Genomic DNA, 22,823 nt, shown 5'->3' with positions numbered 1-22,823 from the left:
TTGCGGGGTGTCTGAAAGGGTTTCGGTGGTCATAGCGTGAGGGAAACGCCCGGTTACATTCCGAACCCGGAAGCTAAGCCTCACAGCGCCGATGGTACTGCAGGGGGGACCCTGTGGGAGAGTAGGACGCCGCCGAACAATCTTTGGAGGACCTCTGGTCCCAGCGACTCGCTGGGACCAGAGGTCCTTTTTTGCTTTTCCGAAGCGCGCCGGGTACCCGGCTGCGCGAGAATGACTTGCGGTACCGATGACAGGAGTCACCCATGTCCACCAACTCTCCCGACGAGCGACCGGAGCGCGATCAGCGCCGCCGGGACAGTGGTGACCGCGGCGGTTACCGCGGAGGTCCGCGCCGCGACAACGACCGTCGTGACGACCGACCCACCAGCGGTCCCCGTCGTGATGACGACCGCGGTGGGTTCCGTCGGGACGACAACCGGGGTGGCGGTGGCGGCGGCTTCCGGCGCGATGACAACCGTCGTGACGACAGCCGGCGTGATGACAGCCGTGGCGGTGGCGGTTTCCGTGGCCGTGACGACCGGCGTGAGGGCGACCGGGGCGGGCGCCCGCCGTTCCGCCGTGACGACCGACCCACCAGCGGTCCGCGTCGCGACGACCGTGACCGTGGTGGGGTCCGTCGGGACGGTGACCGTCCCGCGTTCCGTCGTGACGACCGACCCAGCAGTGGCCCGCGCCGTGACGACCGCCCCAGCAGTGGTCCCCGTCGTGATGACGACCGCGGTGGGTTCCGTCGGGACGACAACCGCAGTGGCGGTGGCGGCGGCTTCCGGCGCGACGACCGCGGTGACTTCCGCCGCGATGACCGTCGGGACGACCGGCGTGACGATCGCCGGGGTGACGACCGCGGTGGTTTCCGTCGTGACGACCGACCCAGCAGCGGCCCGCGCCGTGACGACCGCCCCAGCAGCGGTCCCCGCCGTGACGACGACCGCGGCGGCTTCCGCCGCGATGACCGTCGGGGCGACGACCGTGGCGGGTTCCGTCGCGAAGGGGACCGTCCCGCGTTCCGTCGTGACGACCGACCCAGCAGTGGCCCGCGCCGTGACGACCGCCCCAGCAGCGGTCCCCGTCGTGACGACGACCGCGGCGGCTTCCGCCGCGATGACCGTCGTGACAGCGGCGATCGTGGCGGCTTCCGCCGTGATGATCGCAGTGACTTCCGGCGCGACGACCGTCGCGACAGCGGTGACCGCGGTGGCTTCCGCCGGGACGACAACCGCGGTGCCGGTGGCGGCGGCTTCCGGCGCGACGACCGCAGTGACTTCCGTCGTGATGACCGCCGTGATGACCGTCGGGACGACCGGCGTGAGGGCGACCGTCCCGCCTTCCGTCGCGACGACAGGCGGGACGATCGTCGCGATGACCGTCGCGACGACACCCGTGGCGGCGGCGGTTTCCGCGCCCGCGACGACCGAGGTCGCGACGACCGTGGACGTGGTGGCCCCCGTCGTGACGACCGGGGTGGCCGTCCCGGTGGCACCGGCGGCACCGGTGGCTTCCGGGGCCGTGACGACCGTCGGGGCGACGACCGGCGCGGCGGCGGCTTCCGTGGCCGCGACGAGCGCGACCGGGACCGTGAGCCGATCAAGCGGCTGCCGATCCCCGATGACGTCACGGGCGAGGAGATCGACGCGGACGTACGGCAGGAGCTCCAGAGCCTGCCGAAGGGGCTCGCGGAGGACGTCTCCAGGAACCTGGTGATGGTCGCCCGCCTCATCGACGAGGACCCCGAGGGCGCGTACGCGTACTCGAAGATCGCCCTGCGGCTGGCGTCGCGCGTGGCCGCCGTACGCGAGGCGGCCGGGTTCGCCGCGTACGCCAACCAGAAGTACAGCGAGGCGCTCGCGGAGTTCCGGGCGGCACGCCGTATGACCGGGAACGTGGACCTGTGGCCCGTCATGGCGGACTGCGAGCGCGGCCTGGGCCGGCCCGAGAAGGCGCTGGACATGGCGGGTGCGCCCGAGGTGCACAAGCTGGACAAGGCCGGTCAGGTCGAGATGCGGCTCGTGGCGGCCGGTGCCCGGCGCGACATCGGGCAGCTCGACGCCGCCATCGTGACGCTCCAGAGCCCGGAGCTCGCCTCGAACTCCGTACAGCCCTGGACGGCGCGGCTGCGTTACGCCTACGCCGACGCGCTGCTGGCCGCCGGTCGTGAGGACGAGGCGCGCGAGTGGTTCGCGAAGGCCGTCGAGTCCGACAAGGACGGCAGCACGGACGCCTCCGACCGGCTCGCCGAGTTGGACGGCGTCGAGTTCGTCGACGCGCTCGTCGAGGACGAGGACGAGGACGAGGTCGCGCCCGAAGCCGAGGCTGAGGACGAAGCTGAGGACGAGAGCGAGACCGCGACTGACGCGGAGGCCGACACCGACCCCGACACCGAGGTCGAGACCGAGGTCGACGATGAGGACGACGATAAGGACGACATCGTCGAGGCCGAGCGGACCAAGCCGGTCGTCGAGGCCGACGACGATGACGAAGCTCCGCGGGGCTGACGTACAGCGGTTGTCGTAGGACACGGGCGGCGGGATTCCGGAAGGGATCCCGCCGCCCGTGTCGTTTCAGGCCCTGATTTCGCCTGAGTGCCTCGCCTGGGTGCCTCAGAGGGGCAGCGCCCGCAGTACCAGCCCCGACGCCGGCTTCGGGCCGAACGACGTCGACTTGCGGGGCATCGTGACGCCCTGGCGGGCGAGGTCGCGTACGACCTCCTCGCGGACCGGATGCATCAGGACGGCCGTGCCGCCGTCGCGCTCCGCCTTGTCCACCGTGGCGGCCGTGTCGTGGATGTACGCGATGTGGGCGGGCGAGTCCTCGGGGATGCCCCAGATGTGGGCCAGGAGTGTGGCGTGCAGGACGGTCGCGTCCAGCGTGCGCCAGGCCTCGGGGCGGTCCGCCGGGACCGTACGGGCGAGGAGGCCCGGGGAGGGGCGGTCGACCAGGTGGAAGGAGCCGTCGCCCGCGAGGAGGAAGGCGTTGCCCTCGGCGGCGGCCGCGGCGAGGGCCTCCAGGGCCTCGGGGAGCGGTACGTCGAGGTGACGTACACGGAACGAGTCCGTGAGGGCGGTCAGCGCCTCCGCGACCGGCAGATTGTGCAGCAGGCGGTGGATCGCGCGGACCCGGAGCGGGTAGCGCGCGGTGTCCACCAGGAGCACGAGGCCGTAGTCCCAGGGGCTGGGTGAGGGGTGCTCGGCGCGTAGCCGCAGGTACGTCGCCCAGCGGTGGTGGCCGTCCGCGATCAGAGCCTGGTGCCGGCCGAGATCCGTCTGGATCTCGGCCAGGTCCGCCGGGTCGGTGATCGCCCACAGACGGTGACTGAAACCGTCCTCCGTGGTCGTCGAGAGCAGCGGGTCGCCTTCCGCGGTGCGCTCGATGACGGCGGCCGTGCCGACCCGGGAGCCGTTGCCGCGGTAGGTCAGCAGCAGCGGTTCGAGGTTGGCCGAGGTGGCACGCATCAGGGCCGCGCGGTCCGCGATGATGTGCGGCATGACGTCCTCGTGCGGGAGGACGACGCCGGCGGACGGCTCCGACAGGCGCAGGGCGCCGATGATGCCGCGTTGCAGCATGCCGTCGTCGTGCTGCTCGTAGACGTACAGGCCCGGCTCGGGGTCGGCGGCCAGGACGCCTTCGGACACCCAGTCGTGCAGGGTGTCCGCCGCCTGGCGGTTGCGGGCCGTCGGGGTCGTGTCCTGGGGGAGGATCAGCCTGACGATGTTGTGCGGGTCGGCGGACTCGAGGTGGAGCAGACCGTCCGGCCGGACGATGACGTCGTACGGCGGAGATGTCACGGCGGCGAGGCTGCCGACCCGGTCGGGGTCGTAGCGCAGGCCCCGGAACGGGGTCAGTTCGAGGCCGCTGCGCGCCGGGGTTTCCTCCGCGGGACCTGCATAGTTCATTGAGGCATCGTAAGTGTGCAGACGCTGTGCGGGATGATCGGGGGAAAGAGATCGAACGAGGAGCGATGCGTAATGAGCCAGACCGCCAGGACCCGGCCCGAGGCCAGTGATCAGGCGCTGAATGAGGCCTACGACACGGCTCTGCTCGACCTCGACGGCGTGGTGTACGCGGGCGGCAACGCGATCGCGAACGCCGTGGCATCACTGGGCACGGCCCGTTCGGGAGGGATGCACCTCGCGTATGTCACGAACAATGCGCTGCGTACGCCCGATGCGGTGGCGGAGCATCTGAGTGAGCTCGGTATACCGACGGACGCCGATGACGTCATCACCTCGGCGCAGGCCGTGGCGCGGCTGATCAGCGAGCAGGTGCCCGCCGGTGCGCGCGTCCTGGTGATCGGCGGCGAGGGACTGCGGGTCGCGCTGCGCGAGCGCGGGCTCGAGCCGGTCGAGTCGGCGGACGACGACCCGGCGGCGGTCGTCCAGGGGTTCGGCGGTCCCGACCTGCCCTGGGGGCGCTTCGCGGAGGCGTCCTACGCCGTCGCGCGCGGGGTGCCGTGGTTCGCGTCCAACACCGACCTGACGATCCCGAGCGCGCGGGGGATCGCGCCCGGGAACGGGGCCGCGGTGGAGGTCGTACGCATCGCCACGGGCGCCGAGCCGCAGGTGGCGGGCAAGCCGTTGCCCCCGATGCACCGCGAGACGATCCTGCGGACCGGGGCGAAGCGGCCGCTGGTGGTCGGCGACCGGCTGGACACGGACATCGAGGGCGCGTTCAACGGCGAGGTGGACTCGTTGCTCGTGCTCACCGGGGTGACGGACGGCGCGCAGCTCCTCGCCGCCCCGCCGCAGCACCGGCCGACGTATGTGGACGCCGATCTGCGCGGGCTGCTCACCGGGCAGCCGGAGGTCGTGGAGGAGGGCGACGGGTTCCGCTGCGGCGGCTGGACGGCGCGGGCCGGGAGCGAGCGTTTGGAACTCGCGGGCGACGGTGAGGCGCTCGACGGGCTGCGGGCGCTGTGCACGGCGGCGTGGACGGCCGCGGGGGCCGGGACGTGCGAGCTGGACGGGGGGAAGGCGCTGGCGCGTCTGGGGCTCTGAAGGCCCTGGGGACTCGTCGGTGGTGGGGCGTAGTCACCCGGGATCGAAGCGTGAGCGAGGGTAGGCTAACCTAACCACGTGTTGGTCGACAGTCCCCCCGAACAGCGCGCGGAGACCGCCCCCGCGCCCCCGAGCCGTCAGGCGATACGCGCCGTCGGGCTCCTCGCGTCCCTGGGCCTCCTGGTGCTCGTCGCGTTGGCGAGTATCGCGATCGGTGCGAAAGCGCTGCCGCTGGACCAGGTCTGGCACGGCCTGTTCCACGGCACGGGGACGTACTCCGACGTCGTGGTGGACGACCGGATCTCGCGTACCGTCCTCGGGCTGCTCGTCGGCGCGGCGCTCGGACTGTCGGGTGCCGTCCTGCAGGCGCTCACCCGCAATCCGCTGGCCGACCCCGGACTGCTCGGCATCAACGCGGGCGCGTCCGCCGCGGTCGTCACCGCCATCACCTACTTCGGTGTCACGAGCCTGAGCGGCTATGTGTGGTTCGCGTTCTTCGGTGCGGCCGCGGTCGGGGCGCTGGTCTGGTTCCTGGGCGGCAGCCGCGGCGCCACCCCGGTGCGGCTCGCGCTCGCCGGCACGGCGATCAGCGCCGCGCTCTACGGCTATCTGCAGGCCGTGATGATCATGGACGACGCGGCGCTCGGCAAGATGCGCTTCTGGACGGTGGGTTCGCTGGCCTCGGCCACCGACTCGACCATCAGGCAGGTGCTGCCCTTCCTGGTGGTCGGCACGGTCGTCGCGCTGGCGCTCGCCCGGCCCCTGAACGCCATAGCCATGGGCGACGACACCGCCCGCGCGCTCGGCGCCGACCTGAACCGCACCCGGGCGCTGTCCATGGCCGCCGCCACCGTGCTGTGCGGCGCCGCGACCGCCGCCTGCGGGCCGATCGTCTTCGTCGGGCTCATGGTCCCGCACGTGGTCCGCTCCTTCACCGGGCCCGACCTGCGCTGGATCCTGCCGTACGCGACCGTGCTGTCGCCCGTGCTGCTCCTCGGCGCCGACGTCGTGGGGCGGATGGTCGCGCGACCCGCGGAGCTGCAGGTCGGCATCGTCACCGCGGTCCTCGGCGGGCCGGTCTTCATCCATCTCGTACGACGGCGGAGGACGGCCCAGCTGTGACGACCACACGTACCCGAGCCGTGCGGACGCGCGGCGGTCTCTCCGTCCGGCTCGACGTCCGGGCGTTCACCGTCGTCGTACTGCTGCTGGTGGCCGCGCTCGCCGCGAGCGTGGTGCTGATCGGCACCGGCGACTTCCCGATCCCGGCCGCCGACGTCCTCAAGACGCTCGTCGGCAACGGGAACGCGGGCCAGGAGTTCATCGTCAACGACCTGCGGCTGCCGCGGGTGCTCGTCGGCCTGCTGGTCGGGGCCTCGCTCGGGCTCGGCGGGGCGCTGTTCCAGTCCATCTCCCGCAACCCGCTGGGCAGCCCGGACGTCCTCGGCCTCGGCCAGGGTTCGACGGCCGGGGCGCTCATCATGATCGTGCTGTTCTCGGGCAGCGCGAACCAGGTCGCGCTGGGAGCGCTCGTCGGCGGCCTGGTGACCGGGCTCGCGATCTATCTGCTCGCCTGGAAGCGGGGCGTGCACGGATACCGACTGGTCCTGGTCGGTATCGGGGTCTCCGCGATCGTCACGGCGGTCAACGGCTATCTGCTGACCAAGGCGGACATCGTCGACGCGGCCCGTGCGGTCGTCTGGATGACCGGCTCCCTCAACGGGCGTGACTGGACCCAGGTCTGGCCGCTGCTCGCCCTGTGCGCCGTCCTCGTCCCGCTCGTCCTCGGCAACGCGCGCGGGCTGCGCATGATGGAGATGGGCGACGACGTGTCGTACGCCCTCGGAGTGCGCGTCGAGCGCGTACGACTCCTGCTGATGCTGGCCGCCGTGCTCCTCACCGCCGGTGCCACCGCCGCCGCGGGCCCGGTCGGCTTCGTGGCGCTCACCTCACCGCAGCTCGCCCGGCGGCTGACCCGCTCGCCGGGCCCGAACCTGGTGCCGTCGATGTGCATGGGCGCGACCCTGCTGATCGTCGCGGACTGGGCCTCGCAGCGGGCCTTCGGCGCCGACCAGCTGCCCGTCGGCGTCGTGACGGGGGTCCTGGGCGGGATCTATCTGCTGTGGCTGCTGGTCACCGAGCGCAAGGCGGGCCGGATATGAGCGCCGCGGTGAACAGGGACACCCAGGCGAACGAGAACACCCAGGCGAACGAGAACACTCAAAGGAGCACTGTGAACCGCCTGTCCGCCGACAACGTCACCCTCGGCTACGACCAGCGCGTCATCGCGGAGAAGCTGTCGGTGGAGATCCCCGACAACTCCTTCACCGTGATCGCCGGCCCGAACGCCTGCGGCAAGTCCACGCTGCTGCGCGCCCTGTCGCGGATGCTCAAGCCCTCCGAGGGACGGGTGCTGCTCGATGGGCAGGTCATCCAGTCGATGCCCGCGAAGAAGGTGGCCAGGACGCTCGGGCTGCTGCCGCAGTCGTCGATCGCGCCGGACGGGATCACGGTCGGTGACCTGGTCGGCCGGGGCCGCTATCCGCACCAGGGCCTGCTGCGCCAGTGGTCGACGGAGGACGAGCGGGTCGTACAGGAGTCGATGGCCTCGACCGGCGTCGCCGAACTGGCAGATCGCTATGTCGACGAACTGTCCGGCGGCCAGCGGCAGCGCGTGTGGATCGCGATGGCACTCGCCCAGCAGACTCCGCTGCTGCTGCTCGACGAGCCGACGACCTACCTGGACATCCAGCACCAGATCGACGTGCTCGATCTGTGCGCCGAACTCCACGAGGAGCAGGGGCGCACCCTGGTCGCCGTCCTGCACGACCTCAATCACGCGGCCCGGTACGCCACCCACCTCGTCGCCCTGCGCGAGGGCCGGGTCGTCGCCGAGGGCGCGCCGAACGACATCGTCACGGCCGAACTGGTCGAGGAGGTCTTCGGGCTGCGCTGCCAGGTGATCGACGACCCGGAGACCGGGACGCCGCTGGTGGTGCCCGCGGCACGCAAGGCCCGCGTGAAGGTGGCCGCCGGAGCCGCTGCCGCCGGAGCCGCTAAAGAAGCTTCCTGAGGCGGAACAGGTCGAGCAGGGCCGCCTCCAGCCGCACCCTGCCCGAGCCCCAGGCCTTCGCGAAGTTCAGCTGCCCGTCGACCATGGCGACCAGATCGTCGCCGGACATGGCGAGTCTGATCTGGGCCTTCTCGACGGGTGGGCCCTGGAGGGTGTCGAGCACCTCGATCCGGCCGTCCTTGAGACGACCGACGAAGGTGATGTCGAGGTCGGTGATGCGGCAGCTGAGCGAGCGGTCCAGCGCCGCCGCCTCGCGTACGTTCCCGTCCGCGCCCGCCATGTTGTCCGAGAGCTTGTCGAGTGCGCTGCGGCACTCCTCAATCGTGGCCATCGCGGTCGACGGTACCGCAGTGCTTCGGGGTAGCGTCGGGGCATGAACGAGTCAGTGTCGGAGGCCGGGACCCCGCAGGGAGCGATGCCGGAGCCGGAGGTTCCGGTCGAGGTCGAACCCGAACTCGAGTACGACCCCGCCGCCCCGGCCCCGCTGGACGTGGACCGCACCCCCACCGGGAACGCCGAGGTCGACGCCCAGCTCGACCGGCTGGGCGACGCCGACCACCTCGCCACGGACGGACATGTCGAGGTGTACGAGGATGTACACAGGGGGCTGCGCGACGCGCTCACCGCGCTCGACGCCCGCCCGGGACCTCCGGCGCCCCCTACGCCGTACGACCGCAGGAGCTGAACCCAACGTGGCAGGAGTGGCACGCCGCCGCCTCGACGCCGAGCTGGTCCGCCGCAAGCTCGCCCGCTCGCGCGAGCACGCCAGCCAGCTGATCGCCGCCGGCCGGGTGAGCGTCGGCAAGACCCTCGCGACCAAACCCGCCACCCAGGTGGAGACCGCGGCCGCGATCGTGGTCACCCAGGACGACAGCGACCCCGACTACGTCTCACGCGGCGGGCACAAGCTCGCGGGCGCCCTGGCGGCCTTCGTACCCCAGGGACTGAAGGTCGAGGGGCGGCGGGCGCTGGACGCAGGAGCGTCCACCGGAGGCTTCACCGACGTACTGCTGCGCGCGGGTGCCTCCCATGTCGTCGCCGTCGACGTCGGCTACGGTCAACTCGCCTGGTCTCTGCAGAGCGATGAACGCGTCACCGTCAAGGACCGTACGAACGTACGCGAGTTGACGTTGGAGGCGATCGATGGGGAGCCCGTGGATCTTGTTGTCGGGGATCTGTCCTTCATCCCGCTCGGCCTGGTGCTGCCCGCCCTCGTGCGGTGCGCGGCGCCCGACGCCGATCTGGTGATGATGGTCAAGCCGCAGTTCGAGGTGGGGAAGGAACGGCTGGGGAGTGGTGGAGTCGTACGCAGTCCGGAACTGCGCGCCGAGGCGGTGCGCGGAGTGGCCCGGCGGGCCGCGGAGCTGGGGCTCGGGGTGAAGGGCGTGACCGCGAGTCCGCTGCCCGGGCCCTCGGGCAATGTCGAGTACTTTCTGTGGCTGCGTGCCGGGGCACCCGAACTCGACCCGGCCGACGTTGACCGTGCAGTGGCGGAGGGGCCGCGTTGACACAGACCCGAGCTCGTACTGTTTTCCTGCTGGCCCACACCGGGCGGCCCGCTGCGATCCGCAGCGCCGAACTCGTGGTCCAGGGGCTGCTGCGCTCCGGGATCGGGGTGCGCGTGCTGGAGGCGGAGGCGGCCGATCTGCCGCTGCCGCCCGAGGTGGAGCTGGTGAAGGAAGCCACTCCGCAGTGCCTTGACGGATGCGAACTGCTGATCGTGCTCGGCGGTGACGGCACACTGCTGCGCGGCGCCGAGTTCGCCCGCGCCTCCGGCGTGCCGATGCTCGGCGTCAACCTCGGCAGCGTCGGCTTCCTGGCGGAGGCCGAGCGTGACGACCTCGACAAGGTCGTCGACCGGGTGGTGACCAAGGCGTACGAGGTCGAGGAACGCATGACCGTCGACGTCGTCGTCCACCAGAACGGCGACATCGTGCACACCGACTGGGCGCTCAACGAGGCCGCCGTGCAGAAGGTCTCCGCCGAGAAGCTCCTCGAGGTCATCCTGGAGATCGACGGACGGCCGGTCACCGGCTTCGGCTGTGACGGCATCGTCTGCGCGACCCCGACCGGGTCCACGGCGTACGCCTTCTCCGCCGGCGGACCCGTCGTCTGGCCCGAGGTCGAGGCACTGCTCATGGTGCCGATCAGCGCGCACGCGCTGTTCGCCAAGCCGATGGTGACCTCACCGAACTCGGTGCTCGCGGTGGAGGTGCTGCCGCACATTCCGCCGGGGGTGCTGTGGTGCGACGGGCGGCGGACGGTGGAGCTGCCGCCGGGGGCGCGGGTGGAGGTACGGCGGGGTGCCGTGCCGGTGCGGCTGGCTCGACTGCACCACGCCTCGTTCACCGACCGGCTGGTGGCCAAGTTCGCGCTGCCGGTGTCCGGGTGGCGCGGGGCGCCGCACTGACACTCCCGTCAGGTCCACTCCCGTGGGTGACAAGGCACCGTTTGTAGGTGCTTGTCACCTGCGGGTTCGCGGCCGCGGGGCGGGGGCCGTCGCACATCCGTGGCTGGACCTCGTAAGGTCGTGTCCGTGTTGGAGGAGATGCGGATACGGTCGCTCGGAGTCATCGACGACGCGGTCGTCGAGCTGTCGCCAGGCTTCACCGCCGTGACCGGTGAGACCGGTGCGGGCAAGACGATGGTGGTCACCAGCCTCGGGCTGCTGCTCGGCGGGCGCGCGGACCCCGCCCTCGTACGGATCGGCGCCAAGAACGCCGTCGTGGAGGGGCGGATCACCGTACCCGCCGGCGGTACGGCGATCGTACGGGCCGAGGAGGCGGGCGCCGAGCTCGACGACGGCGCGCTGCTGATCAGCCGTACCGTTTCGGCCGAGGGACGCTCACGGGCGCACCTGGGCGGCCGTTCCGTCCCGGTGGGCGTGCTCGCCGAGCTGGCCGACGAACTGGTGGCCGTGCACGGGCAGACCGACCAGCAGGGGCTGCTCAAACTGTCCCGGCAGCGACAGGCGCTCGACCGGTACGCCGGGGACGCGGTCGCCGTGCCGCTCGCCAAGTACGCGGGGGCCTATCGGCGACTGCGGGCCATCTCGGCCGAGCTGGACGAGATCACCACACGCGCCCGTGAGCGGGCCCAGGAAGCCGACCTGCTGCGCTTCGGACTCGAGGAGATCGCGGCGGTCGAGCCGCGCGCGGGCGAGGACGTGGAACTGTCGGCGGAGGCGGAGCGGCTCGGGCACGCGGAGGCGCTCGCGTCCGCCGCCACGGCCGCCCACGCCGCGCTCGCGGGCAATCCCGAGGACCCCGAGGGCATCGACGCGGCGACGCTCGTCGCGGGCGCGCACCGGGCCCTGGAGGCCGTACGGTCGCACGACGCCGCGCTCGCCGGGCTGTCCGGGCGGATCGGGGAGATCAACATCCTGCTGCGCGACGTGGCGGGGGAGCTGGCCGGGTACGCCGACGACCTCGACGCCGATCCCCTGCGGCTCGCGGCCGTGGAGGAGCGCCGCGCCGCGCTCACCCAGCTGACCCGGAAGTACGGCGAGGACATCGACGCCGTACTCGCGTGGGCCGAGCAGGGCGCCGCGAGGCTCCTCGAACTCGACGGCGACGACGAGCGGATCGACGAGCTGGCCGGCGAGCGGGACGCGCTGCGGGCCGAACTGGGCGGGCTTGCGCAGGCGCTGACGGACGCCAGGACCGAGGCCGCCGAACGGTTCGCCGCCGCCGTGACCGCCGAGCTGGCCTCGCTCGCCATGCCGCACGCGCGCGTGTCGTTCGAGATCCGGCAGACCGACGACCCCGAGGGCGTGGAGCTCGGCGGGCGCACCGTGGCGTACGGGTCCGCGGGTGTGGACGAGGTCGAGCTGCTGCTCGCCCCGCATCCCGGGGCGCCGCCGCGGCCCATCGCCAAGGGGGCCTCCGGTGGTGAGCTCTCACGCGTGATGCTCGCGGTGGAGGTCGTCTTCGCGGGGACCGACCCGGTGCCGACGTATCTCTTCGACGAGGTCGACGCCGGTGTGGGTGGCAAGGCCGCGGTCGAGATCGGGCGGCGGTTGGCCAAGCTCGCCAAGAGCGCGCAGGTCGTCGTGGTGACTCATCTGCCGCAGGTCGCCGCGTTCGCCGACCGGCAGCTGCTGGTCGAGAAGACCAACGACGGGTCTGTGACGCGCTCCGGGGTGAAGGTGCTCGAGGGGGAGGAGCGGGTTCGGGAGCTGTCCCGGATGCTGGCGGGGCAGGAGGACTCGGAGACGGCCCGGGCGCATGCGGAGGAGTTGTTGGCCACGGCTCGGGGTGACGTGTAGTTCCGTCTGCGGGCGGGGGCCGGCTTTTTGCGTCGCTCCGCGACGGGCGCCCCGACCGCTCCGCGGTCTTCTCTTCGCCGCTCCGCGGCGCGTTCCCCGCCCACCCCTTTTGCCGCCCCGGCCCGCCCCCCGAACCGGCCCGCTCCGCGGGCCCCTGGAGTTGTCGCATGATCACCAGCTTCGGTACCGCAGTCGCCGTCACCCGCGCCACCCTCGCGGGCCTGCGCTCCAAGACCCCGGGCGGCCCGGAGCGCTGGCAGCGCACGAACTACGCCGGGCGCACGGTCGAGTTGTACGCCGGCCCCGCCACCGCCCTCGGAGCGGCGCTCGCGGCCGCGCGCGTCCACCGTGGCGCCGGGGCCGCGGTCCTGGCCGCCGGGGTGTGCGGCGCGTACGACGACGTGGTCGGGGCGGGGGACCCCCGCCGGGGGTTCCGGGCGCATCTGGGGGCGCTGAAGCACGCGGAGGTGACCAGTGGGGCGGTCAAGCTGTTCGGAATCTCGGCCGCGGGGCTGGTGGCGGGGGCGCTGCTCAAGGAGCGGCCTGTGGACAAGCTGCTCGCGGGGGTCGTGATCGCCGGGAGCGCGCACTTCGTCAACCTCGTGGATGTCCGGCCGGGGCGGGCCGCCGGTGCGGTGCTCGCGCTGGGGGCCCCGGGGTTGCTGCGGGGCGGGCCCGCCGGGCGGCTGTCGGCCGCGGCGACGGGTGCGGCGGCGGCCGTGTTCCCCGACGACCTCGGTGAGCGCGCGATGATCGGCGATACCGGGGCCCATGCGCTCGGCGCCGCGCTGGGCTGCGCGATCGTCGCGGGCAACGGGCGGGCCGGGCTCCTCGCCCATGCCGCGGCGCTGGTGGCTGCGACCGTGTACGGGGACAAGGTCGGCGAGGCGGTCGCGCGACCGCTGGGGTGAGGGGCGGACACCCTGTCGCGCATCCAGCGAAGGACAATCCGTCGCGAAGACACGCGACTTGTCACTCTTGTGGGTGACAGCTGTCGTCGAGTTGGGCGCTGCGCCGCGAGGCTTGCTCCTATGGCGGTCCCGGAACACCCGTACGGCCTGGCATCCTTGGCGTAGTACGCGGAGCACGACGTGCGGTACACCCCCCTCTGCCTTTCCCTCTGTACGTTCTCCGTGCCCGTCCGACGCCGAACCAGGAGCCCCGGCCACGTGAGCCACGTGAGCAGCCACTCACCGCACGGTCAGTCGCCGCTGCGCACCGTGCAGGTGCTCGGCGGCGGAAGCGCGGGCAGCAGCGCGCATGTGCGGTCGCTGGCTTCGGGGCTCGTCGCCCGGGGGGTGCGGGTCACCGTGTGTGCACCCGCCGAGGCCGACCTCGAGTACGGGTTCAGTGGCGTCGGCGCCCAGCACTTTCCCGTGCCGCGCAGCAGTGATCCGGCCGCCGTGGCCGCGCTGCGGGTGGCCTGCGCGGACGCCGACCTCGTGCACGCGCACGGGCTGCACGCCGCGCTGCGGGCCGCGCTCGCGCTCAGCGGGCGGCGCACCCCGCTCGTCGTCACCTGGCACACCCGTTCGCACGCGGAGGGCGCGCGGGCGCATCTGCTGCGGCTGCTGGAGCGGCGGGTCGCCAGGGCCGCGGCGGTGGTGCTGGGCTCCTCGTCCGACCTCGTGGACCGCGCCCGCAGGCGCGGGGCGCGGGACGCCCGGCTCGCGGCCGTCGCGTTCCCGACGCCACGCAAGGCCGTCGAGTACGGGGACCCCGACCGGCTCCGCCACAAGGCGCGGGCCGAACTCGGCGCCACCGACCGCCCGTTGCTCATGGCCGTCGGTTCCCTCGACCGGCACCGCGGATACGACACCCTGCTCGACGCCTCGCGCGCGTGGCGCTCGCTCGACCCCGTGCCGCTCCTGGTGATCGCCGGGGAGGGGCCGCTGCGGGCGGCCCTCCAGCGGCGGATCGAGGACGAGGAGCTGCCGGTGCGGCTCGTCGGGCGGCGCGAGGACGTCTCCGAGCTGTTCCTGGCCTCCGATCTCGCGGTGTTGCCGAGCGCTTGGGAGTCCCGTTCCGTGCTCGCCCAGGAGGCCCTGCACGCGCGTGTGCCGCTCGTCGCGACCGCCGTCGGAGGCATCCCCGAACTGGTCGGCGACGCGGCCGAACTCGTCCCGTGCGCGGACGCCGACGCGCTCGCCGCCGCCGTCGTACGGCTGCTCGGGGACGACGATCGCCGGGAGTTGCTCAAGGAGCGGGGGGTGCGGCAGGCCGCGACCTGGCCGACAGAGGACGAGACCGTCGCCCAAGTGCTCAGCGTCTACGACGAGCTGACCCAGACCAGGCCCCTTGCCTAGGAGCCGTCCGATGGCTCAGGGCACGTGCCGCCGCGCTCGCAGTGCCAGGCTCAACGCCAGTACCGTCTGCGGGTCGTCCAGGTCCGTGCCCAGCAACTCCCCGATCCGGGCGAGGCGGTTGTAGAGGGTCTGCCGGTTCAGGTGCAGCTCGCGGGCCGTCTCCGCCTTGCGGCCCGCGTGCGCCAAGTACGTCTCGAGGGTGGGCAGCAGCGGCGGCTTGGAGCGGAGGTCGTGGTCGCGGAGGGGGCCGATGGCGCGCTCCACGAAGGCCGCCAGGTCCGGATGGTCGCGCAGCCGCCACAGGAGCAGGTCGGTGTCGAGGCGGCGGGCGTCGTACCAGGGGCGGTCCGTCAGGCCCTGCGCGGCCGTCGCCGTCTCCGCCGCGTGCCGCAGGCCCGCCGAGGCCGCCGCCCAGCCGCCCGCGACCCCGACCACCACCACGGGCGGCTGCGCCCCCGGCCGCTGCATGCCCGCGCGCTCCACGCCCGCCCTGAGGGCCGCCGCGACCCGGTCCGCGACCGCCGCGCGCTCGGACTCCGAACGCAGGCCCAGCAACAGGGGGACACGGCCCTCCACCGGGCGTACGCCCAAAAGAACCGGCACCCCCACCGAGGCCAGCTCCTCCGCGACCGCGCGCGCCAGGACGGCCCAGCCGCCGCCGGGGGAGGGGCCGTCGGCGAGCCGCATCACGACCGGCAGGAGCGGGCCGTTGCCGGGCTTGAAGCCGAGCACGCGGGCCTGTGCGGGGGCGTCCTCGGCGGCGATACGGCCCTCCGCGAGGTCGGTGAGGAAGTCGCCGCGTCCGCGTGCCGCGAGCTCCTCCTCCTGGCGGGCCTGCATGAGGACGACGGCCAGGATGCCCGCGGCCCGCTCCGCCGCGATCCGGTGCACGGGGGCGACCGGGGCGCTGACGGGCAGGAGGACCAGCCGGGCGCGTACCGAGCCGGTGCCGGGGCCGCCGCCCGGCACGTCCACGAGGGTCGTCCCGGCGGGCGGCTCCTCCTTGTGCTGGCCGCGCATCCCCTCCCACACCTGGAGCGGATCGGCGCCGGCGGAGCCGGCCCCCGCGGCGTACAGGAGCTGTCCGTCCGCGGTCTCCAGGAAGACGGGGTTGCCGCTGAAGTCCGCGAGGATGCCGAGGACCTGGGGTATGCCCCCGCCGCCGAGCAGGGCCTCGGTACAGCGCCGGTGCACTTCCTCGGCCCGCTGCAGCAGCGCGTAGTGGCCGTTGACGATCTCGGTGTGGATCTCCTCCGTGACCGCCACGAAGGGCACCTCGCGGTGCAGCTGGACCAGCGGGAGACCGGCGGAGCGGGCCGTCTCCACGAGGGCCGAGGGCAGCCGGGTGAAGCGCGGGCCGAGCTCCACGACGAGTGCCGCGATACCGCGCTCCGCGAGGGTGCGGACGAACGCGCGCTGGTCGGCGGGGCGGGTGCCGAGGCCGTAGCCCGTGGTCAGGAGCAGTTCGCCGCCCTTGAGGAGCGAGGCGATGTTCGGGACCTCGCCCGCGTGCACCCAGCGCACGGTGCGGCCCAGCCGGTCGGCACCCGCGAGGATCTCCGGCAGCCCGCTGCGCAGCCCGGGCAGCTCCAGCGCTCGCTGCACGGTGATTCCGGCGCCCTGGGTGTCGTATCGACTGTCCAAGTGGCTGTCCAAACGGCTGTCCATGCAGCGGACGCTACCCGGGGAGGCCTCCCGGAGGCATGTCCGAGGCCGGGCCGTTCACTACCGGGGCAGGATGTTGTGGTTGAAGCGGAAGACGTTGTCCGGGTCGTACGCGGCTTTCACCGCGGCCAGCCGGCGGATGTTCCCGGCGCCGAGGCCGGCCACCACGCGGTCGGCTCCCTCGTCGCCGACGAGGTTGAGGCAGACCGCGCCGGTGCTCCACGGCCGGAGGGCGGCGCGCACGTCCTCGACCCACTGGACGCAGCGCCTGTCGTCGGCCGGGTCCTCCCACATCCCGAAGGGGTGCACGGTCCACCGGGCGTCCCGGAACGGCACCGGGAAGCGGTCCGGGCCGGAGGCGATCGCGCCGCCCTGCGGGAACAGCGAGTACCGGGTGGCCGTGGGCACGGGCATGGTGTTTCCCAGCTCGCAGAAGACGTCCACGGCCTTGTCGGGCAGGCCGGTCAGGGACTCCGCGGAAGAGTGGTTCCGCAGGCCCGCCGGGCTGTCCAGGATGCGCTGGAAGGCGGCGTAGGGGAGGGCCGTGAGGATCACGGCCTCGTGAGGCAGCGCCAGCAGCGGCCGGGCGAGCTTGCGGAGGTCCTGCTCGGGGCCCGGGTACGTCAGGAGTGCGTCGACCAGCTGTGTGCGGATGATCCCGCCGCCGGTCTCCGGCGGTGCGGTCTCGATGATCTCGCGGTAGCCGCGGACCACGTCCGGGCCGGACTCCGGGCGGTAGGTGAGCAGGGCGATCGAGAAATCCGGCAGCGAGTGCAGTCTCAGGGTCAGTGCGGTGGCGACGCCGAAGTTGCCGCCACCGCCGTGCAGGGCCCAGAAGAGTTCGGGGTTCTCGTGATCGGTGGCCTGGATCTGCGAGCCGTCGGCCGTGACCAGTTCGACGCCGAGCAGGTTGTCGACGGCGAGGCCGAAGGCGCGGTCGAGCCAGCCGGTGCCGCCGCCGAGGGCGAAGCCGGCGACGCCGGTGGTCGAGTTCCGGGCGCCGGTGGTGGCCAGGCCGTGGGGCCGGGTGGCGTGGTCGAGGTGGCTCATGAGGGCGCCGCCCTCGACCCGTACCGTCCGCGAGCCGGGGTGGACGGTCACCGTGTGCATCCGGCGCAGGTCGATGACCAGGCCGTTGTCGTTGAGCGACATCCCGGCCGGGCTGTGGCCGCCGGCTCGGATCGCGATGTGGAGGTCCAGGTCCCGGGCGAAGCGGACGCAATGGACCACGTCCGCCTTGGTCTCGCACCGGGCGATCACTGCGGGGTGGCGGTCGATGCGGGCGTTGAAGAGCGTGCGGGCGTCGTCGTAGCCGGGATCTTCAGGCCTGAGAGCGTCGCCGGTCAGGTGTGCGCGCAGGGCGGCGAGGCGGGTGTGGGCTTTTGAGAAGGGGGACATCGCAGGTGCCCCCTTTTTCAGGAGGGGACGGGACTGCTTTTCAGCCTAGGGGCTTGTGTGAGGCTGCGGGCGGGTGGGGGCTGGTCGCGCAGTTCCCCGCGCCCCTGAAAGCAGATGCTCGCGCCCTTGAAGAGAGCATCGGCCCGGGTCCCTGACGAAAGCGGCGGCCCGTCCCCGAAAAAGGGATGAAAGCGGCGGCCCCGCTCCCGAAAAGGGGAGCGCGGGCCGCCGTCCCGCTCGTGTCAGCCGCCGTATGCCCCGCTTGCCGTCAGCCTCAGGGCCGTGTCGATCAGGGGCACGTGGCTGAAGGCCTGGGGGAAGTTGCCCACCTGGCGCTGGAGGCGGGGGTCCCATTCCTCGGCCAGGAGGCCCAGGTCGTTGCGGAGGGCCAGGAGCCTTTCGAAGAGCTTGCGGGCCTCGTCGACGCGGCCGATCATCGCCAGGTCGTCCGCCATCCAGAAGGAGCAGGCCAGGAAGGCCCCCTCGTCGCCCTCGAGGCCGTCCACGCCCGCGTCCTCGCCGGTGGTCGGGTAGCGCAGGATGAAGCCGTCCGAGGTGGACAGCTCGCGCTGGATCGCCTCGATGGTGCCGATCACGCGCTTGTCGTCCGGGGGGAGGAAGCCCATCTGCGGGATGAGGAGCAGCGAGGCGTCCAGCTCCTTGGAGCCGTACGACTGTGTGAAGGTGTTGCGCTCCTTGTCGTAGCCCTTCTCGCACACGTCCCGGTGGATGTCGTCGCGCAGTTCGCGCCACTTCTCCAGCGGGCCGTCCGCGTCACCGGACTCGATGAGCTTGATCGTGCGGTCGACGGCGACCCAGGCCATCACCTTGGAGTGCACGAAGTGGCGGCGCGGGCCGCGGACCTCCCAGATGCCCTCGTCCGGCTGGTCCCAGTGGTCCTCCAGGTAGCGGATCAGCTTCAGCTGGAGGAGCGAGGCGTAGTCGTTGCGCGACAGGCCCGTCATGTGGGCCAGGTGCAGGGCCTCGATGACCTCGCCGTAGACGTCCAGCTGGAGCTGGTGCGCGGCGCCGTTGCCGACCCGCACGGGGCCCGAGTTCTCGTATCCGGGCAGCCAGTCGAGCTCCGCCTCGCCCAATTCCCGCTCGCCCGCGATGCCGTACATGATCTGCAGGTTCTCCGGGTCGCCGGCCACGGCGCGCAGCAGCCATTCGCGCCAGGCGCGGGCCTCGTCGCGGTAGCCGGTGCGCAGGAGGGAGGAGAGGGTGATCGCGGCGTCGCGCAGCCAGGTGTAGCGGTAGTCCCAGTTGCGTACGCCGCCGATCTCCTCCGGGAGGGAGGTGGTGGGCGCGGCGACGATGCCGCCCGTGGGGGCGTACGTCAGGGCCTTGAGGGTGATCAGGGAGCGGACGACGGCCTCGCGGTAGGGGCCGTGGTACGTGCACTGGTCGACCCAGTCGCGCCAGAAGTCCTCGGTGGCCTCCAGGGCCTGCTCCGGCTCGGGCAGCGCGGGGGGCTTCTTGTGTGAGGGTTCCCACGAGATGGTGAACGCGATCCGGTCACCGGGTGCCACCGTGAAGTCGGCGTACGTGGTCAGCGCCTTGCCGTAGGTCTCGCAGGCGGTGTCGAACCACACCGAGTCGGGTCCGGCGACGGCGACCGTGCGCCCCTCGTGCTTGTGCACCCAGGGCACGACACGGCCGTACGAGAAACGCATCCGCAGCGCGGAGCGCATCGGGACGCGGCCCGTGACGCCTTCCACAATTCGGATCAGCTGGGGCGCGCCGTCGCGCGGCGGCATGAAATCGGTCACTCGGACCGTGCCGCGTGGGGTGTCCCACTCGGATTCGAGGATCAGCGAGTCGCCGCGGTACGAGCGGCGCGCCGCCGTCGGTGGTTCGGCGTCGGCCGCGTGGGCGGGCCCGAGCCGCCAGAATCCGTGTTCCTCCGTGCCGAGCAGTCCCGCGAAGATGGCATGAGAGTCGAAGCGGGGCAGGCACAGCCAGTCCACCGTGCCGTCCCGGCAGACCAGTGCTGCGGTCTGCATGTCTCCGATGAGTGCGTAGTCCTCGATGCGCCCGGCCACGTGCATCTCCAGTCGAACGGCCACGTCGCCCCCGAGGGGCGGTCGCTCTGCGGTCAGGGAACAGGAACGTTAAAACGTTAGAAGATTGAACGTTAGAACGTTGGTAAAGCGTCGTTGCGGAACGTCAATTATCGGTGCGATTGTCGTTGCGAAACGAACTGACGAGCTCTCGTGGTTCCGGGATACGGGCGGGGATGGTGCCGTGTGCCGGCCGGACTCGGCAGCGAGTGTCCGAGCAGGATACGACGCACGTGGGTGATCCGCGTGCCGCTCCAGGCAACCCGACTGGTCCGATCGAGTGAGTGCTGTGTGTGGTCCGTGCCGATGTGTGTGCGGAGCGTGGCCGGAAGCGGCCTCCTCGGGTCGCTGATACCCTGGTAGCCCGTGGACCGGTGGGCAAGAAACCCCCGAACCGCAGCGACGGCACCTCCGGAAATCTTCGGACACCACGCCGGTACGCACCCCAGACCGCGACCACGGGAGCCCCCTCTTGGCCATGCCGCCCAAATCCACGACGACCAAGCACATCTTCGTCACCGGGGGTGTCGCCTCCTCCCTCGGTAAGGGCCTGACCGCCTCCAGCCTGGGTGCGCTGCTCAAGGCGCGGGGCCTGCGGGTCACCATGCAGAAGCTCGACCCCTACCTGAACGTCGACCCGGGCACCATGAACCCGTTCCAGCACGGCGAGGTGTTCGTCACCAACGACGGCGCCGAGACCGACCTGGACATCGGACACTACGAGCGCTTCCTCGACGTTGACTTGGACGGCTCCGCCAATGTCACTACAGGGCAGGTGTACTCGACGGTCATCGCCAAGGAGCGGCGCGGCGAGTACCTGGGCGACACCGTGCAGGTCATCCCGCACATCACCAACGAGATCAAGCACCGCATCCGTCGTATGGCGACCGACGACGTCGACGTCGTGATCACCGAGGTCGGCGGCACGGTCGGCGACATCGAGTCGCTGCCCTTCCTGGAGACCGTCCGCCAGGTCCGGCACGAGGTCGGCCGGGACAACGTGTTCGTGGTCCACATCTCGCTGCTGCCCTACATCGGCCCCTCCGGCGAGCTGAAGACCAAGCCGACCCAGCACTCGGTCGCGGCCCTCAGGAACATCGGTATCCAGCCGGACGCGATCGTGCTGCGCGCCGACCGCGAGGTGCCCACCGCCATCAAGCGCAAGATCTCGCTGATGTGCGACGTCGACGAGGCGGCCGTGGTCGCGGCCATCGACGCCAAGTCGATCTACGACATCCCGAAGGTGCTGCACACCGAGGGCCTGGACGCCTACGTCGTGCGCAAGCTGGACCTGCCCTTCCGTGACGTGGACTGGACGACCTGGGACGACCTGCTCGACCGCGTCCACAACCCGCTCCACGAGATCAACCTCGCGCTCGTCGGCAAGTACATCGACCTGCCCGACGCCTACCTCTCGGTCACCGAGGCGCTGCGCGCCGGCGGCTTCGCCAACAAGGCCCGCGTGAAGATCAAGTGGGTCACCTCGGACGACTGCAAGACCCCGGCGGGCGCCGCGAAGCAGCTCGGCGACGTCGACGCGATCTGCATCCCCGGCGGCTTCGGCGACCGTGGCGTGTCGGGCAAGGTCGGCGCGATCCAGTACGCCCGCGAGAACAAGATCCCGCTGCTCGGCCTCTGTCTCGGCCTGCAGTGCATCGTGATCGAGGCCGCGCGCAACCTGGCCGGCATCCCGGACGCCAACTCCACCGAGTTCGACTCCGCCACCGCCCACCCGGTCATCTCCACGATGGCCGAGCAGCTCGACATCGTGGCGGGCGAGGGCGACATGGGCGGAACGATGCGCCTGGGCATGTATCCGGCCAAGCTCGCCGAGGGCTCCATCGCGCGCGAGGTGTACGACGACAAGGAGTACGTCGAGGAGCGTCACCGTCACCGCTACGAGGTGAACAACGCCTACCGCGGCGAGCTGGAGAAGAAGGCCGGTCTGCAGTTCTCCGGCACCTCCCCGGACGGCAAGCTCGTGGAGTACGTCGAGTACCCGCGCGAGGTGCACCCCTACCTGGTCGCGACCCAGGCGCACCCCGAGCTGCGCTCCCGCCCGACCCGCCCGCACCCGCTCTTCGCGGGCCTGGTCAAGGCCGCCGTCGAGCGCAAGACGGGCAAGTAACACCAGGGCTGTACGGTGGCCGGGGTACGCGTCTTTCGGGACACGTGCCCCGGTCTTCGTTCGGTGCGTAGGAGGAACAGGGCGACATGACGATCAAGGACACCCCCGAGGAGTGGGAAGTCAGGGCCACCGCGACTCCCTTCGTCGGCAACAAGACGTCCGTCCGCACCGACGACGTGGTCATGCCGGACGGATCGGTCGCCCGCCGCGACTACCAGGTCCACCCCGGGTCCGTGGCCGTCCTCGCCATCGACGACCAGGACCGCGCGGTGGTGCTGCGCCAGTACCGGCACCCCGTGCGCCACAAGCTGTGGGAGATCCCGGCCGGACTCCTCGACGTGCCCGGTGAGAACCCGCTGCACGCCGCCCAGCGCGAGCTGTACGAGGAGGCGCACGTCAAGGCCGAGGACTGGCGGGTGCTGACCGACGTGTACACCACCCCGGGCGGCTGCTCCGAGGCCGTGCGGATCTTCCTCGCCCGCGACCTCTCCGAGGCCGAGGGGGAGCGCTTCGAGGTCGAGGACGAAGAGGCCGACATGGAGCTGGCCCGGGTCCCCGTCGGCGACCTCGTGCGCGGGGTGCTCGCCGGCGAACTGCACAACAACTGTCTCGTCGTGGGCGTCCTCTCCCTGGTCGCCGCCCGCGGCGGCGACGGACTCGACGCGCTGCGCCCGGCCGAGGCGCCCTGGCCGGCCCGCCCCTTCGAGTCCTGACGCACCCCGGACGCTCCGCTGCCACGACCGGATCCCACGACCGGATCGAACAGCCGGATCGAACGGCCGAACACCAGCAGTCCTACGATCGGCTGATCCGATCGGGGGACGTCCCCGCCGTGCTCCGCCCGGATCGTCGCAGAGCGTGAACTAGGCTCTGGAAACGCCCGAACCGGAGTCCCGGCGGGCTTGCGCGCG

General features: G+C 72.0%; 18 protein-coding genes, 1 rRNA gene and 1 pseudogene. 15 read left to right on the top strand and 5 right to left on the bottom strand.

Annotation, left to right across the window (positions count from 1 at the left end):
• Window positions 1-21 precede the first annotated feature (21 nt).
• The 3 genes and pseudogenes from rrf (at window position 22) to FNV62_RS14455 (ending at window position 2,513) form a co-directional block, all read left to right on the top strand.
• A 5S ribosomal RNA gene (gene rrf, locus FNV62_RS14465) occupies window positions 22-138 on the top strand.
• A 650-nt stretch (window positions 139-788) separates the two neighbouring features.
• A pseudogene (locus FNV62_RS58000) lies at window positions 789-1,442 on the top strand (hypothetical protein); the annotation flags it as partial.
• A gap of 171 nt (window positions 1,443-1,613) precedes the next feature.
• A complete protein-coding gene (locus tag FNV62_RS14455) occupies window positions 1,614-2,513 on the top strand; it encodes a tetratricopeptide repeat protein (protein ID WP_205523072.1) in 900 nt (299 codons plus the stop codon).
• A gap of 105 nt (window positions 2,514-2,618) precedes the next feature.
• Here the strand turns inward: FNV62_RS14455 and FNV62_RS14450 are convergent, their stop codons facing one another.
• Window positions 2,619-3,911: a DUF1015 domain-containing protein gene (locus FNV62_RS14450; protein ID WP_097284096.1), complete on the bottom strand. Its 1,293-nt coding sequence runs from the start codon at window positions 3,909-3,911 to the stop codon at window positions 2,619-2,621.
• A gap of 72 nt (window positions 3,912-3,983) precedes the next feature.
• Here FNV62_RS14450 and FNV62_RS14445 point away from each other — a divergent pair, with 72 nt between their 5' ends.
• The 4 genes from FNV62_RS14445 (at window position 3,984) to FNV62_RS14430 (ending at window position 8,085) form a co-directional block, all read left to right on the top strand.
• Window positions 3,984-5,012 carry an HAD-IIA family hydrolase gene (locus tag FNV62_RS14445; protein WP_144315269.1) on the top strand — a complete coding sequence of 343 codons (1,029 nt, stop codon included), beginning with the start codon at window positions 3,984-3,986 and terminating at the stop codon, window positions 5,010-5,012.
• 78 nt (window positions 5,013-5,090) lie between these two features.
• Complete coding sequence (locus FNV62_RS14440; protein ID WP_144315268.1) at window positions 5,091-6,134, top strand: FecCD family ABC transporter permease; 1,044 nt, start codon at window positions 5,091-5,093, stop codon at window positions 6,132-6,134.
• On the top strand, window positions 6,131-7,174 hold the full coding sequence (locus tag FNV62_RS14435; protein WP_144315267.1) for a FecCD family ABC transporter permease: 1,044 nt from the start codon (window positions 6,131-6,133) through the stop codon (window positions 7,172-7,174). Before FNV62_RS14440 ends, FNV62_RS14435 begins: the two co-directional genes overlap by 4 nt.
• Window positions 7,171-8,085 carry an ABC transporter ATP-binding protein gene (locus tag FNV62_RS14430; protein ID WP_144315266.1) on the top strand — a complete coding sequence of 305 codons (915 nt, stop codon included), beginning with the start codon at window positions 7,171-7,173 and terminating at the stop codon, window positions 8,083-8,085. The genes FNV62_RS14435 and FNV62_RS14430 overlap by 4 nt, the downstream gene beginning before the upstream one ends.
• On the opposite strand, the gene FNV62_RS14425 is transcribed toward FNV62_RS14430, so the two are convergent.
• Window positions 8,069-8,416 (bottom strand): SCP2 sterol-binding domain-containing protein, encoded by a 348-nt coding sequence (locus FNV62_RS14425; protein ID WP_060901712.1) that lies wholly within the window; start codon window positions 8,414-8,416, stop codon window positions 8,069-8,071. The genes FNV62_RS14430 and FNV62_RS14425 overlap by 17 nt on opposite strands.
• A gap of 42 nt (window positions 8,417-8,458) precedes the next feature.
• Here FNV62_RS14425 and FNV62_RS14420 point away from each other — a divergent pair, with 42 nt between their 5' ends.
• From FNV62_RS14420 to FNV62_RS14395, 6 genes are all read left to right on the top strand, one after another.
• The gene (locus FNV62_RS14420) at window positions 8,459-8,770 is read left to right on the top strand and encodes a hypothetical protein (RefSeq protein ID WP_097284091.1); all 312 of its coding nucleotides are present in this window, start codon (window positions 8,459-8,461) and stop codon (window positions 8,768-8,770) included.
• Between the two features lie 7 nt (window positions 8,771-8,777).
• On the top strand, window positions 8,778-9,593 hold the full coding sequence (locus FNV62_RS14415) for a TlyA family RNA methyltransferase (RefSeq protein ID WP_075027836.1): 816 nt from the start codon (window positions 8,778-8,780) through the stop codon (window positions 9,591-9,593).
• On the top strand, window positions 9,590-10,495 hold the full coding sequence (locus FNV62_RS14410; RefSeq protein WP_054234477.1) for an NAD kinase: 906 nt from the start codon (window positions 9,590-9,592) through the stop codon (window positions 10,493-10,495). The genes FNV62_RS14415 and FNV62_RS14410 overlap by 4 nt, the downstream gene beginning before the upstream one ends.
• Before the next feature lie 138 nt (window positions 10,496-10,633).
• Window positions 10,634-12,352, top strand: coding sequence for a DNA repair protein RecN (gene recN, locus FNV62_RS14405; RefSeq protein ID WP_144316471.1), 1,719 nt, complete (start codon window positions 10,634-10,636; stop codon window positions 12,350-12,352).
• 167 nt (window positions 12,353-12,519) lie between these two features.
• A complete protein-coding gene (locus tag FNV62_RS14400) occupies window positions 12,520-13,263 on the top strand; it encodes a hypothetical protein (RefSeq protein ID WP_097284089.1) in 744 nt (247 codons plus the stop codon).
• A gap of 258 nt (window positions 13,264-13,521) precedes the next feature.
• Window positions 13,522-14,658 (top strand): glycosyltransferase family 4 protein, encoded by a 1,137-nt coding sequence (locus FNV62_RS14395; protein WP_144315265.1) that lies wholly within the window; start codon window positions 13,522-13,524, stop codon window positions 14,656-14,658.
• 15 nt (window positions 14,659-14,673) lie between these two features.
• Here the strand turns inward: FNV62_RS14395 and FNV62_RS14390 are convergent, their stop codons facing one another.
• The 3 genes from FNV62_RS14390 to FNV62_RS14380 all read right to left on the bottom strand — a co-directional run bounded on the left by FNV62_RS14390 (window position 14,674) and on the right by FNV62_RS14380 (window position 19,766).
• Window positions 14,674-16,326: a PucR family transcriptional regulator gene (locus FNV62_RS14390; protein ID WP_373559468.1), complete on the bottom strand. Its 1,653-nt coding sequence runs from the start codon at window positions 16,324-16,326 to the stop codon at window positions 14,674-14,676.
• A gap of 57 nt (window positions 16,327-16,383) precedes the next feature.
• Window positions 16,384-17,721: an FAD-binding oxidoreductase gene (locus FNV62_RS14385; protein ID WP_144315264.1), complete on the bottom strand. Its 1,338-nt coding sequence runs from the start codon at window positions 17,719-17,721 to the stop codon at window positions 16,384-16,386.
• A 242-nt stretch (window positions 17,722-17,963) separates the two neighbouring features.
• Window positions 17,964-19,766: a glycoside hydrolase family 15 protein gene (locus tag FNV62_RS14380; protein WP_060902234.1), complete on the bottom strand. Its 1,803-nt coding sequence runs from the start codon at window positions 19,764-19,766 to the stop codon at window positions 17,964-17,966.
• Window positions 19,767-20,262: 496 nt separating this feature from the next.
• Here FNV62_RS14380 and FNV62_RS14375 point away from each other — a divergent pair, with 496 nt between their 5' ends.
• Entirely contained in the window at window positions 20,263-21,912 is a 1,650-nt protein-coding gene (locus FNV62_RS14375; RefSeq protein WP_054234472.1) for a CTP synthase, read from the top strand.
• Between the two features lie 86 nt (window positions 21,913-21,998).
• Window positions 21,999-22,625: an NUDIX domain-containing protein gene (locus FNV62_RS14370; RefSeq protein WP_097284085.1), complete on the top strand. Its 627-nt coding sequence runs from the start codon at window positions 21,999-22,001 to the stop codon at window positions 22,623-22,625.
• The last annotated feature ends 198 nt before the right edge of the window (window positions 22,626-22,823 follow it).

The sequence above is a fragment of the Streptomyces sp. RLB3-17 genome, from assembly GCF_007113425.2.
Taxonomy (GTDB): domain Bacteria; phylum Actinomycetota; class Actinomycetes; order Streptomycetales; family Streptomycetaceae; genus Streptomyces; species Streptomyces mirabilis_D.
Note: the sequence above shows the minus strand (reverse complement) of the source record. Positions and strands in the feature narration are given on the sequence as shown.